This is a genomic window from Brucella sp. H1_1004 (assembly GCF_047308065.1).
Lineage (GTDB): Bacteria > Pseudomonadota > Alphaproteobacteria > Rhizobiales > Rhizobiaceae > Brucella > Brucella pseudogrignonensis_B.
Genome location: NZ_JAYKZA010000002.1, coordinates 1511647 through 1525031, shown reverse-complemented (window position 1 = coordinate 1525031; position 13385 = coordinate 1511647). Strand labels below are relative to the sequence as shown.

Here is a 13385-nt window from a genome sequence, read left to right as displayed (position 1 = left end):
CGCGCTGTCACGGACACAATGGCAATTAGATCCATTACGGAATATGGTACAGCCATTCTTTGGTTGCGAATTTTTCTTCGACAAGCTTTTCTGCGGCAGCAAGCTCCTCGGGAGTGATCGCTCCGCTTACACCACCGTTCAGCGATACAAACATATCCTTCATGCGATCAATGACTTCGCGGCGCGGCAAGCCGGTCTGGCTGCGAACCGGATCAACGCGCTTGGCTGCACTGGCAGTCCCTTTGTCGGAAAGCTTCTCGCGACCAATACGCAGCACTTTGAGCATCTTCTCAGCATCCATGTCGTAAGCCATTGTGACATGGTGTAGGACGGTCCCGCCTGAGTATCGTTTTTGTGCGGCTCCGCCAATCTTGCCTTTTGAGCTCGAAATATCGTTAAGCGGCTTATAGAAGGCGTCGATACCCAGAGAATTAAGCGCTTTTAGTACCCATTCATCCAGAAATGCATAGGAGTCAGCAAAACTCATATCCCGAACCAGTTCACCCGGCGCATAGAGCGAATAGGTGATTGAGTTGCCCGGCTCGACAAACATTGCACCGCCACCCGTGACGCGGCGTACTGTCTCAACGCCCATTTCTTCAGTCGCCCCCATGTCAACTTCGTTACGCAGCGACTGGAAAGCACCAATAATGATCGATGGACGCTCCCATTCCCAGAAACGCAAAGTGGGCGCACGGCGTCCAGCAGCAACTTCACGCGCCAGAACCTCATCGACAGCCAGATGCATTGTGGGCGTAAGCGGTGGAATATCGATAATCTGCCATTCATAGTCGCGCCATGTTCGTGCAACACCAAGCGCCCGGCGAACTGCGATAGCAACGGCTTCAGGACTAAAGCCGATCATGAAAGCGTCAGGATGCAGTCCTTTGCGTACAGCCTCAGCGATTTCTTCGGCAGATGCGGTTGCTGGCAATCCGTTCAAAGCATTACGAATATCGTCAAGTGCTTCTGCCGGCTCTAAGAAAAAGTCGCCTGCGACCTGAACCTGGCTCAGTTTTTCGTCCTGAACCTCCAGATCAATAACAACCAGCTTGCCACCGTGGACCTTATATTCACCATGCATTTTCATACGACCTTGCTGACGAGAAACATCAGGGCGCACTCTTGCGGATTCACTGGAAAAAGGAAACTGCGACACCGCTAATTTATGAACTTTCCGCTCAAATAAATCACAAATGCATAACATTAAGATCGTTAGAGACGTGGAACGCCGTTCATTCTATATTCAATGTCTGAGGCTTATAGAATATCATATTAACGCTCAAACAATGGTGTTCACCATGACAGCTTTTCTGTCTCACAAAGTCAGCCTGATTGCTGGCGCTTCAGCATTCTTAGCATCCATGTATATGTTTGCTCCAGCGCCTGCCGAAGCAGCGCGTTTGCAGCGCTGCGCTTCGGAAAACGGCATTTGTCAGCTGCCCTACCCGACCGAGGTTATTTACGGTGCAGATGGACAGGGTACATCGCGCTTTGTTGACCGTCCGGAAGTTCGTTGTTCCAATCGCGTATTCGGTGACCCGGCGCCGGGCAGAGGAAAGAGCTGCTCGTATGTTGTCCGTGACCGCTTCGAAGATCGACGTGATGACCGTCGAAACGATTGGCGTGGCAACCGTCGTGATGATCGTGGCCGTAGTCAATGGCAGCAATGCGCGAAAGAAAATGGTTTCTGTGACTTCTATGGTCGAAAATTGGTTCGCTATGGAGCCAAAGGGCGTTTCGTAGAACGCGTATTCCGTGACGGTGTACGTTGCGACAACCGTGCCTTCGGCGATCCGGCGCGAGGTCAGGGTAAAGCGTGTTACATTCAGAACTAAAACAAAAAGGCGGGCAAAATGCCCGCCTTTTTTTACAAATCGCATAGCATGCAACAGCTATTTAAAGCGCGGCCAATCGCGCTTCAGCAGTTTTGTCAGATGCCTTCTGCATTCCTGAATCGCGATCATAAACGTCGTTATAAAAACGTACCTTGCCGCCCGCATCCGGCCAGGCGGTGAAATAAGCGATGTAGACCGGCACAGGATTGGCGACCTTGATGCCGCGTTCACCCTTGCCAAAATATTTTCCAAGTTCATCAACTTGCTTGCCAAGTACAGCAGCTGCCATGTCACGCGGACGTTCAAGGCGAATACAGCCATGGCTCAGCGCTCGCATGTCACGGCTGAAGTAAGCCTTTGCCGGAGTATCATGCATGTAAATGTCATGCGCATTCGGGAACAGGATTTTCAATTCGCCCAATGCATTGTCGAGGCTTGGCTTTTGGCGGATGCCGACATGCGCCTTACCTGCCGCAACAGCATTCCAGTTAACAGCGCTCGCCGAAACCTTCTTGCCGCCGACATAGACTTCATACCCATTGCGGTCGAGATAGCTGGTATCTCGCATGACCTTTGGCAGCATTTCATTCAGAATAATTGAACGCGGCACGCCCCATGAAGGATTGAAAACGACGGTCTGGACTTTGTTATAAAAGAAATAGGTCTGGTGTGTCGGCGAACCGATCACTACATTCATCGCCAATTTTTCTTTGCCGTCTTCAAAATATTCGGCGCGATAAGACGGTTGATTGACCATCACATAACGCGAACCAAAATCATGTGGCAGCCAGCGTAGACGCTCCATGGAATAGAGGATGCGATCACGCTTCACCGAACTCTGCTCGCCCTGAAGGGCAGCAATCGTGTTCTTGCCGATGATACCATCCGGTGTACTACCCGATAGTTTCTGATAGTCTTTAATGGCCGCCGCCAGCTCTGGATCATAGATGCTCGCATCGGCATGCGCCTGCAACACATCCCGATGCTCATTCATGTATTTTTCAGGGGCGTGACGCGTAATAAGGGCTATGACTTTACCAAGCTCATCGTTGGTATCACCCGGACGAATAGCCTTATCGAGCGAGATACGGATTGGCGCTTTGGATGGTGCCTGCGTATTGGCAAGTTCACGCTTCAACGTGGCGTAAGCTTCGTTATTTGGCTGGAAACCCTTTAGATAAGCGACCGGGTCGCTTTCAGCGGCAAGTTTTTCAAGAACGGCTTTTGGATCAACACGATTGCGCGGAAGATCATGAAAGCCACTCAGCCTGTCGGCAACAATTCGCCCTTCGCCTGCATCGATTGCATAACGCAAAGCGCGCGCCGACATTTTGATTTCAAAATCAGCAAGCTTCTGCTGACGTTCTGCAAGCTGCGCCGCGTCAAAATAATCGCCGGGAATAGCAACTGCATATTCTTCCGGATTGAGACCATCTTCATCAGACTGGGCAAAGAAAGCGGCGACATCACGCGCCTTATCGAGCGCCTTGTTATCAGCCGACCAGATGAAACTGCGCTGTTGTGAATAAAAGCTTACGATCGCATCAGCAATTTGCTTCTCAGCCTGAACATCCGTCGTCTTGAGATAATCCGAAGCCGCATCGAAGGCCAGCTCACCCTGTGTTTCATCAACTCTCTTAACTGGCCCAATTGGCGACATGCCCGATGTCAGCGGATCAACCGAAGACGGTTCAACAGCAGCGGTTACCTGCATGTCCAAAGCGCTGAAATCGACTTTGATCAGCGCGTCTGGCTTGTAATTATAAATCTGCGGACCTTTAACCATCACGCGCTGTGCTGGAGGCACGACTGCTCGCGGCACCGAAACGGTCTTTGTGTCGTTCTGCACAGGCGCCGCAGGCACGGCCTGAACAGGGGGCTGAACTGGCTGAGCCTGTTGTTGACGACGTTGCTGAAACAATTCCAGCAAAGAATTTGCAGCCTGTGCCTGCGTGGTCGAGAAGAGTGTCGACGCTGCTAATGCAACCGCCAATGTACTACGAATATAAGAACCGCTTTTGCGATGACTATTCATGTCGCGATAAAACTGTCTGGAGAAGTGCATTCTAACCGCCAATTCAGTGCGACCGCTTTTGAGCGAAGCCGCGTCAATCTTTGCCCGCAGAATTGATGAATCTCGTATACAATCTTTTAACGTTAACGCATCTTCCTATTTTTTTTTGCCAGGCTCCATCAATTTTTATTGAAAAGCTAACTGTTAGATAAAGCCTCGCCCTTTGTTTTGTGCAAGATTGCGCAAAGTGCCGCAGTGGATTTCATCCCGCATCGCGTTAAAAACCCGACAGTTTAACTACGGGCAAGCAAGCGAGGTACCATAATGGCAGAAGCAAGCGCCGCCGATCTTTTCCCGCTGGGCGAAGACAAGACCCCTTATCGCAAACTGACATCTGACTATGTTTCAGTTGATACATTTAAGGGGCAGGAAATTCTGAGCGTCGATGCGGAAGGACTACGCATTCTGTCGGAAGCTGCCTTTGCAGACATTAATCATCTGCTGCGGCCCAGCCATTTGCAACAGCTTGCAAATATCATGAAAGATCCTGAAGCCACTGATAACGACCGCTTTGTCGCTTATGATCTTCTAAAAAACGCCAATATTGCTGCTGGTGGCGTGCTGCCTATGTGTCAGGATACCGGCACTGCGATCATTATGGGCAAAAAGGGCCGCCGTGTCTGGACCGAAGGCGGCGATGCCGATGCGCTCGGCGCTGGTGTTCTTGATGCTTATAACAAGAAAAACCTGCGCTATTCACAGCTTGCGCCTCTGTCGATGTTCGAGGAAAAAAACACCAAGAACAATTTGCCTGCTCAGATCGACATCTATGAGGAAGGCGAAGACGCTTACAAATTTCTATTCGTTGCAAAGGGTGGTGGCTCTGCTAACAAAACGTTCCTGTTTCAGGGAACGCCATCACTGCTAACGCATGATCGGCTGATCGAGTTTCTGAAAGACAAAATTCTGAGCCTCGGTACCGCCGCCTGCCCGCCTTATCATCTGGCAATCGTTATCGGCGGTACATCTGCCGAAATGAATTTGAAAACCGTTAAGCTTGCTTCCACCCGTTATCTTGATGAACTTCCCACCAAAGGGTCGGAAACCGGCCATGCATTCCGTGATCTTGAAATGGAAGCGGAAATTCACAAACTGACACAATCGCTGGGCGTGGGCGCACAGTTTGGTGGCAAATATTTCTGCCATGACGTGCGCGTTATCCGCCTGCCCCGTCACGGTGCGTCGCTGCCAATTGGTCTTGGTGTTTCCTGCTCCGCCGATCGTCAGGCAAAGGGCAAGATCACCAAAGACGGTATCTTCCTTGAACAGCTCGAAACCAATCCAGCGCAATATATGCCGGAGATTGACGAGGAAAAACTGTCATCGCACGTGGTCAAAATCGATCTCAATCAGCCGATGGAAGGTATTCTGAAGGAACTGTCGAAACATCCGGTTAAAACCCAGCTTTCTCTAACAGGTTCGATTATCGTTGCACGCGATCTGGCGCATGCGAAAATCCGCGAACGTCTGGAAAATGGCGAATCTATGCCAGATTATTTCAAGAACCATCCCATCTATTATGCTGGCCCGGCCAAAACACCGACAGGGTATGCATCAGGTTCCTTCGGCCCAACCACGGCAGGACGTATGGATTCTTATGTCGATCAATTCCAGTCGTTTGGTGGATCGATGGTAATGCTCGCAAAAGGCAATCGCTCGCGACAAGTGCGCGAAGCCTGCGGCAAACATGGCGGCTTTTATCTCGGATCAATTGGTGGTCCAGCAGCCCGCCTTGCTCAGGATTGCATCAAGAAAGTTGAAGTCGTTGAATATCCAGAACTCGGCATGGAAGCCATCTGGCGGATTGAAGTGGTTGATTTCCCTGCCTTCATCGTCATTGACGACAAGGGCAATGACTTCTTCAAAGAACTCAATCTAGGCTAAAAACAAAGGGCGATCTGACCAAGATCGCCCTTATCTTTATCTTGGATCGCGTTTCAGACCTTTTTCGACAAGCTCATCCAGATAGGTCTGCCAGAGCGTTTCTTTTTCTATGCCAAGCTTATGGAGATAGTTCCACGAGAACAGGCCCGTGTCGTGCATGTCGTCAAAGGTGATGCGAACGGCATAATTACCGACTGGGTCCATACGCATGATTTCGACATTGCGTTTGCCGCCAACGGTCACTCGTTGTTCCGGCGAATGGCCCTGCACTTCCGCAGATGGTGATAAAACACGCAACAATTCCGCCGTCAGTTCAAAGCGTTCGCCACCGTCAAAAGCCACCGTCAAAAGCTTGCGATCCTTTGATACACGCAGTTCAGTGGGCCAGACATCACTCATAGTCATTCTCCGTCGCTTCGAAAGCGTATATTTCTTCAATAAACATGCCGTTCATTAGCGTCTATTCTTATTATTCGCATTTTGTTGAAGGTGGTTTGATTGAGCACGTACTGGACAAAGTGAAAGAGGAAAACTATCTCTATTCATAAATAGCGAGCAAACTTCGCGACACATGGGAACATATGGCAAATCTTACGCAACAGCTCCTTCAACGGCCTGATGTTTCTCCGAATGGACCGATGATCGATCCGTTCGGACGTGCTGTTACCTATTTGCGTGTATCTGTTACCGATCGTTGCGATTTCCGCTGCACCTATTGCATGGCAGAGCATATGACTTTTCTGCCGAAAAAAGACCTGCTCAGTCTCGAAGAACTCGACAGGATTTGCAGCGCATTTATTGCTAAGGGCGTGCGCAAGTTGCGGCTGACTGGCGGTGAACCGCTGGTCCGAAAAAACATCATGCATCTCATTCGCGGTCTTTCGAGGCATTTGGAAACTGGCGCACTGGATGAGTTGACACTCACCACCAACGGTTCACAGCTTGTCCGCTACGCAGATGAATTGGCTGATTGCGGTGTGAAGCGTATTAATGTTTCCATCGATACGCTTGATCCGGATAAGTTTCGCACAATCACCCGCTGGGGCGATGTTCATCGTGTTATCGAAGGAATTGATGCCGCGCAAAAAGCTGGTATCCGTGTAAAAATTAATGCGGTCGCACTTAAAGAATTCAATGAATTTGAAATCCCGGAGCTTATTCGCTGGGCGCATGCGTGCGACATGGATATGACGCTCATTGAGACAATGCCGATGGGCGAAATCGAAGTGGATCGGACAGATCAATACCTTCCACTCTCGAAGCTTCGCGCCGACCTTAGTCAACAGTTTACGCTAACTGATGTGTCTTATCGCACTGGTGGCCCTGCCCGCTATGTCACGATCAAGGAAACGGGTGGCCGTCTTGGCTTCATTACTCCGCTGACGCATAATTTTTGCGAGAGCTGCAATCGCGTGCGTCTTACATGTACCGGCATGCTTTATATGTGCCTTGGTCAAAATGATGAGGCTGATCTGCGTGCGGCGGTGCGTGCGAGCGAAAGCGATACCGTGCTCAATGATGCGATTGATGAGGCTATCTCCCGCAAGCCCAAAGGCCATGATTTCATTATTGATCGTGAACACAACCGTCCAGCAGTTGCCCGTCATATGAGTCTCACAGGCGGATAAATAATTTAAATAAGTTCACAACAAGTATCGATTGGACCGAATCCAAACGATAAGCTAGCGATATGAAACCATAAACCGGATTTCATATCGTGCCGCAGTCAGCGAACTTCCGTGCCAGCGTTTTCATGCTCCTTGCAATGGGTACTTTCACCATTGGCGACACGATAACCAAGTTCCTTCTTGAGCAGATGAACAGCGGACAATACATGTTCGTTCGCGGAATTTTTGCGACCATCGCTATTGGCTTGCTTGCGTGGCGCAACGGAGCATTAAGTAGTCTATCCATGGACCGAATGACGCTGCTTCGGGTTATTGGTGAAGTTGTAGCCACGATTACGTATATTTATTCACTCGGACATCTTTCACAGGCATTTTGTTCAGCAGTTTTTCAGGCAACACCGCTGGTCGTTACCCTCGGCGCAGTGCTATTTCTGAATGAGAAGGTTGGCTGGCGACGCTGGATGTGTATCTCAGTAGGCCTGATTGGCGTTATAATTATCATTCGGCCGGGTGCCGACAGCTCAACGAGTTTTGCTGCTGTTGGCGTTTTGCTGTCCAGTGTTTGCTTTGCCGCGATGCGTGATATCGCCACGCGTCGCGTACCAGCACATGTCCCAACGCTCTATCTCTCAACGCTAACCGCCGGAGCAATCGCGTTGACGGGCGGCGCACTGACTGTTCCCATGGGCGGTTGGCAACCCGTAGGGCTAGAACCAATTCTTTTCATGGCTTTAGCGGCAGGACTTTTGTTGATTGGCTATCACTTTATCATCATGGCAATGCGGGAAGGCGAAATATCATTTGTGTCGCCATTCCGCTATTCAAGCTTGCTATGGGCGATAATGCTGAGCACCGTCGTTTTCAATCAGGCACCCGATTCCTATACAATTGCCGGGTCGGTTCTTGTCGTAGGAAGTGGAATTTACATGGTCTATCGCGAGAATATTCGCAAAAAACGCGAACAGAAATTGCGCAAACTGGAAATTATTTAATGACAAAAGCAATGCACGTCGCAGGCGCTATTATCGCTGGAGGGCAATCCAGCCGCATGCGTGCAGATGGTATTGCTGGCGATAAATTCCTGCAATTACTTGGTTCTAAATCAATTCTGGACCACGTGGCCGCTCGACTTTCACCACAGGTCGATCACCTGTTTATTAATACAAACACCAACAAGAGTGACCTCCCTGACTTGAGCTTACCCATAATTGTCGATGCTCAATCTCATTATGGCGGGCCGCTTATTGGTCTTAAGACTGCATTCGAGTATGCGCACAAATTTTCATTCTTGCTCAGTGTTACTGGCGACTGCCCTTTCATTCCGTCCGACCTGATGGTCCGCCTCTATGAACGCCAACAAAAAACCGGTGTGCGCATTGTTATGGCAAGTTCGAAGGGCCAGGTTCATCCAATTTTCGCTCTTTGGAAGCCAGATCTCCTACAGCCACTAAACGCGTGGCTGGAACATACTGAAAAGGCGAGTGTACTGGCTTTTGCACGAACCATCGGATTTGAGACGGTTGATTTTCCGCTCCAAGCATTGCCAAAGACCAACGAAACCTATGATCCATTTTTCAACATCAACACAGCCGAAGACCTGAACAACGCGAGAAAGCTCTATGAGGCGCAGCAATGACCGAAGCAAACATTGGTACCAAGAAAATATTCGGCATCACAGGCTGGAAAAACTCAGGCAAAACGACGCTCACTGAAAAGCTCGTGCAGGAATTTACCAAGCGTGGCTTCAATGTCTCGACCGTGAAACACGCCCACCACAACTTTGACATCGATCACGTCGGCACAGATTCGTGGCGCCACAGAAACGCTGGTGCCGGTGAAGTGGCAATCGTTTCATCTGCGCGTTATGCGATCATGCATGAAAATTTGGGCGCAGACGAACCTTCACTGGAAGAAATTGTCGCAAAACTATCACCTTGCGATTTGATTCTCGTAGAGGGCTATAAACGCGAATCTCATTACAAGATTGAGCTGCGACGCACGGATGGACACACCGGGCCAGCACTTTCGGACGACGACCCAACCATCGTTGCCATCGCCAGCGATTACATCAATCACGGCGCGAAGTTACCCGTGTTTCATTTGGACGCGATTGCGGATATTGCAGACTTCGTTCAGCAAGTCATGAAGCTGTGAGGATTTCTCTTATTTTTTCACATCTGGTAGTGCTAAAATTGGAAACATTGCCATAATACGCAAAAATCCCTTTTAAATAGCCATATTGCGTGCACAATTAAATTACGCGGACCATCTTGCAATCCACCCGGAATTGGTGGGATTATCAGCTTCTGGGTAGATGATTGGGCATGTTCAAGAAAAAATATTGCGCGTTGTTGTGTCCAGCATCTATGTGTAGTGAATGAAGGAACGCTGTCAGACTTGCTAATTATAAAACACGTCGAGAGCATCCTTTTAAGCGGCTGAACCAGAAAAAGAATCAGGGAACCAGCCACAACGAAACGAGAGGACTAGGAATGCGCGTTATTCAGCGTATCGCTGCAGCAACATCCGTAGCAGCACTTGCAATCACACTCGGCAGCATGACCGCCGGTATCGCCAATGCTCAGGAACCCCTAAAGCTTAAAATTGGTACGGAAGGCGCTTACCCTCCATTCAACTTCATCAAACCGGATGGCACACTGTCAGGCTTCGACGTTGATATCGCCAAGGCGCTTTGCGACGAAATGAAAGCCGAATGTGAATTCGTTACGCAGGAATGGGACGGCGCAATCCCAGCCCTTCAGTCCGGCAAGTTCGATGCCTTCATCGCATCCATGTCGATCACTGACGAGCGCAAGAAGCAGGTCGACTTCTCAAACAAATATTACAACACACCTCCCGGTGTTGCAGCTCCTAAGGACACCGACATCAAGGGCGTGACCAAGGAAGATCTCGCAGGCAAGACAGTTGGCGTACAGGTTTCGACCACGCATTCCAACTATTCTGAAAAGACCTTCACCGACAGCACGATTAAAGCCTATCCGACTGCGGAAGAATATCGCCTTGATCTGGCAAACGGTCGTCTTGATGCCGTTAACGACGATAGCGTGACCTTGGCTGAATGGCTCAAGTCGCCAGATGGCGCTTGCTGTAAGATGGTTGGCACCTTCCCCCCTGTGATTGAAATTCACGGTCCGGGTGCAGGCGTTGCTTTCAAGAAGGGCCGTCCTGAGCTTATCGAAAAGTTCAACGAGGCAATCAAGGCAATCCGTAACAACGGCAAGTACAAAGAAATCAACGACAAATACTTTGATTTCGATGCCTATGGTGCAGAAAACTAAGATAATTTAACTTTTATGCGCCGGTTTACTCCCAAGTAAACCGGCGCGACTATTTGAACTGTTCATAAATTTCAAGATCTGTAAAAGGCGCGAGGCCGCGACTTTAAAACAGGCGTAGCAAACAGATCCAAGGGAAGAGATTAGGCGCATGGAACATTACGCCACCTTATTGAGCTTTGGTCCAGAAGGATGGGGCCGAAGCATCGCCTGGGGACTTCTTGTCACCATTTCACTTGCTCTGGCTACATTACCTTTGGGACTTATTTTGGGTTTTCTGGTCGCAATCGGAAAGCAATCCTCAGAACCCTCCATGCGACTTGCGAGCAATATTTACACGACTATTTTTCGTGGATTGCCCGAACTTCTCACACTGTTTCTGGTCTATTTCGGTGCATCGCTATTGCTCCAGCAGGCTCTCGCATTTTTCGAGATCAGTGCGAAAATCGAGATTAATGCCTTTGTCGCCGGTATGATCGCGCTGGGTTTTGTTTTCTCGTCCTATTCGAGTGAAGTCTTTCTTTCGGCCTTCCGTGCCATTCCGCGTGGACAATATGAAGGCGGCTATGCGGTTGGTCTTTCGCATTTGCAGACCATGCGCAAGGTTATATTGCCTCAGCTCATCAAGATTGCACTCCCGGGCCTCGCCAATCTCTGGCTTGTACTGCTGAAAGACACATCGCTGGTCTCGGTCATTACGCTCTCGGACATTCTGCGTCAGACCTCGATTGCGGCGCGCGTTACAAAAGAACCATTCCTGTTCTTTGGTGTCGCATGTCTGCTCTATCTCGCTCTTGCGATCATCTCCTCCTACTTTATCAACCGTATCGCTCGCTGGGCGGATGCTGGTAACAACGCGTCGCGAGGAGCCTGATTATGAGTGAAACCATTTCAGAGGTTCTTGCTCCGCCACCAGTTGAACGCAAGTGGACGCGTCTGAGAATAGCCGGACATATTATTGTTGCGGTGTGGGCGCTTCTCTTTGCCGGTCTTGCCATCTATCTCTACAATACGTGGCGTGTCGATCTGTTCGAGACCTACGGACCGCGTTACTGGTCTGGCCTTCTGGTCACACTGCAACTGGTTGCAATTTCTATTGTCATCGGCGCGATCCTGTCACTGCCCATCACCGCCGCGCGAATGTCAAAGAACCGCTTCCTGCGCAGTCTGGCATTTGGTTATGTCTATTTCTTCCGCGGCACACCACTTCTGGCTCAAACATTCCTGATCTATTACGGCTTTGGTACTTTCAGGCCTTTCCTCGAAAGCATCGGCCTATGGATATTTTTCCGTGATGCCTGGAACTGTGCTATACTTGCTTTCTCGCTCAACACCGCTGCTTATCAGGCAGAAATCCTGCGTGGCGCTATTCAAAGTGTGGCGCTTGGACAATGGGAAGGTGCAGCGGCGCTTGGCATTTCAAAGCGTGTCACGTTCTGGAAAGTTATTCTGCCGCAAGCTTTGATTGTTGCACTTCGCCCTTACGGCAATGAAATCATTTTGATGATCAAAGGATCGGCAATTGTTGCAATCATCACGGTCCTTGACCTGATGGGCGAAACACGCCGCGCTTATTCACGGACTTTCGACTTCCAGACCTATATCTGGGCAGCAGTTATCTACTTGCTTATCGTCGAATGTTTGCGACACATCTGGGATTTCCTCGAAAGACGATTAACCAGACATTTGGTCCGATAAATTAAAGAATAAAAGAAGACTAATCGCCCCCGGTAGCCTTGCAGCCACCGGGGACGATCTGCTTTAAATGTACGCCTGATCTAAAGCATGTCGCGGAAAAGTGGGAACCGGTTTTTCCGATAACGACATGCTTTAAAGCGTGATGAACGCAATTCTATAGTAAGATGACAGGCCAAAAATGTTAAAAATCTGGGGTCGAATTAATTCAACCAACGTAAAAAAGGCGCTTTGGGCAGCCGAGGAACTTGGTCTGGAATATGAACAGATCGACGTCGGCGGGCAGTTTGGCGGGTTGCAGAATACTAATTTTCTAGCCCGCAATCCCAATGGTCTTATTCCGCTTTTGGAAGATGGCGAGATCACTCTCTGGGAATCAAACGTCATCGTTCGTTATCTGGCGGCAAGCAACCCTAATGGTGGGTTGTGGATCGAAAGTCCAGCGCAGCGCGCACAGGCCGAAAAGTGGATGGATTGGGCTTCAACGACCCTTTACAATGATTTTCGTGACATCATCATACATCTGATCCGCTTGCCTGAAGACAAGCGTGATCCGGCGATTTTGCAGCGCGGCATTGATGGGCTTACACGCTCGTTCCAAATTGCGGAAGAAACGCTTTCCACTCAACCGTGGCTCTCAGGCAAGGCCTTTGGCATCGGTGATATACCGCTGGGCTGCTATGCCTATGCATGGTTCGAATTTCCGATGATGCGCCCTTCTTTGCCGTATTTTGAGGAATGGTATCAGCGCCTGACGCAACGCGAAGCCTATCGTAAAGCCGTCATGACACCCCTCACCTAGTGTGGTGGATTTGAAGTTCCTATCATTTCTGTTGCAATCACGTTTAGGAACCTCAAATCCGTAAACCACACTAGATTCAAAAATTTACTCGTATGGTTTAGAACCCGAAATTCGCTCCGAGAGCTGCTTCAAGGTGAAACGAATTTCGGGTTCGCCATACTAGTGATG

At 49.7% G+C, this 13385-nt stretch carries 13 protein-coding genes; 10 read left to right on the top strand and 3 right to left on the bottom strand.

From position 1 onward, the window contains the following. Positions 1-34: 34 nt before the first annotated feature. On the bottom strand, positions 35-1090 hold the full coding sequence (locus tag U2P60_RS14715) for a biotin/lipoate A/B protein ligase family protein (RefSeq protein WP_413573173.1): 1056 nt from the start codon (positions 1088-1090) through the stop codon (positions 35-37). Positions 1091-1301: 211 nt separating this feature from the next. Between U2P60_RS14715 and U2P60_RS14710 the strand changes: the two genes are divergently transcribed. Beyond that, positions 1302-1838, top strand: a complete 537-nt coding sequence (locus U2P60_RS14710) for a hypothetical protein (RefSeq protein ID WP_413573172.1) — start codon at positions 1302-1304, stop codon at positions 1836-1838. A 61-nt stretch (positions 1839-1899) separates the two neighbouring features. Here the strand turns inward: U2P60_RS14710 and U2P60_RS14705 are convergent, their stop codons facing one another. Then, positions 1900-3903 carry a L,D-transpeptidase family protein gene (locus U2P60_RS14705; protein ID WP_413573171.1) on the bottom strand — a complete coding sequence of 668 codons (2004 nt, stop codon included), beginning with the start codon at positions 3901-3903 and terminating at the stop codon, positions 1900-1902. Between the two features lie 273 nt (positions 3904-4176). Here U2P60_RS14705 and U2P60_RS14700 point away from each other — a divergent pair, with 273 nt between their 5' ends. Then, complete coding sequence (locus U2P60_RS14700) at positions 4177-5796, top strand: fumarate hydratase (RefSeq protein ID WP_413573170.1); 1620 nt, start codon at positions 4177-4179, stop codon at positions 5794-5796. A gap of 36 nt (positions 5797-5832) precedes the next feature. Here the strand turns inward: U2P60_RS14700 and U2P60_RS14695 are convergent, their stop codons facing one another. Next, on the bottom strand, positions 5833-6195 hold the full coding sequence (locus tag U2P60_RS14695; RefSeq protein WP_413573169.1) for a gamma-butyrobetaine hydroxylase-like domain-containing protein: 363 nt from the start codon (positions 6193-6195) through the stop codon (positions 5833-5835). 182 nt (positions 6196-6377) lie between these two features. On the opposite strand from U2P60_RS14695, the gene moaA reads away from it, so the two are divergent. The 8 genes from moaA to U2P60_RS14655 all read left to right on the top strand — a co-directional run bounded on the left by moaA (position 6378) and on the right by U2P60_RS14655 (position 13217). After that, positions 6378-7424 carry a GTP 3',8-cyclase MoaA gene (gene moaA / locus U2P60_RS14690; protein ID WP_413573168.1) on the top strand — a complete coding sequence of 349 codons (1047 nt, stop codon included), beginning with the start codon at positions 6378-6380 and terminating at the stop codon, positions 7422-7424. A gap of 125 nt (positions 7425-7549) precedes the next feature. Next, on the top strand, positions 7550-8416 hold the full coding sequence (locus U2P60_RS14685) for a DMT family transporter (protein ID WP_413573815.1): 867 nt from the start codon (positions 7550-7552) through the stop codon (positions 8414-8416). After that, the gene (gene mobA, locus U2P60_RS14680; protein WP_413573167.1) at positions 8416-9060 is read left to right on the top strand and encodes a molybdenum cofactor guanylyltransferase; all 645 of its coding nucleotides are present in this window, start codon (positions 8416-8418) and stop codon (positions 9058-9060) included. Before U2P60_RS14685 ends, mobA begins: the two co-directional genes overlap by 1 nt. Then, positions 9057-9578: a molybdopterin-guanine dinucleotide biosynthesis protein B gene (gene mobB, locus U2P60_RS14675; RefSeq protein ID WP_413573166.1), complete on the top strand. Its 522-nt coding sequence runs from the start codon at positions 9057-9059 to the stop codon at positions 9576-9578. The genes mobA and mobB overlap by 4 nt, the downstream gene beginning before the upstream one ends. A gap of 338 nt (positions 9579-9916) precedes the next feature. Beyond that, entirely contained in the window at positions 9917-10723 is an 807-nt protein-coding gene (locus tag U2P60_RS14670) for an ABC transporter substrate-binding protein (protein ID WP_413573165.1), read from the top strand. A gap of 148 nt (positions 10724-10871) precedes the next feature. Further along, positions 10872-11594, top strand: a complete 723-nt coding sequence (locus U2P60_RS14665; protein ID WP_413573164.1) for an ABC transporter permease — start codon at positions 10872-10874, stop codon at positions 11592-11594. A 2-nt stretch (positions 11595-11596) separates the two neighbouring features. Further along, on the top strand, positions 11597-12418 hold the full coding sequence (locus tag U2P60_RS14660; RefSeq protein ID WP_413573163.1) for an ABC transporter permease: 822 nt from the start codon (positions 11597-11599) through the stop codon (positions 12416-12418). Positions 12419-12596: 178 nt separating this feature from the next. Continuing rightward, a complete protein-coding gene (locus U2P60_RS14655) occupies positions 12597-13217 on the top strand; it encodes a glutathione S-transferase family protein (protein WP_413573162.1) in 621 nt (206 codons plus the stop codon). The last annotated feature ends 168 nt before the right edge of the window (positions 13218-13385 follow it).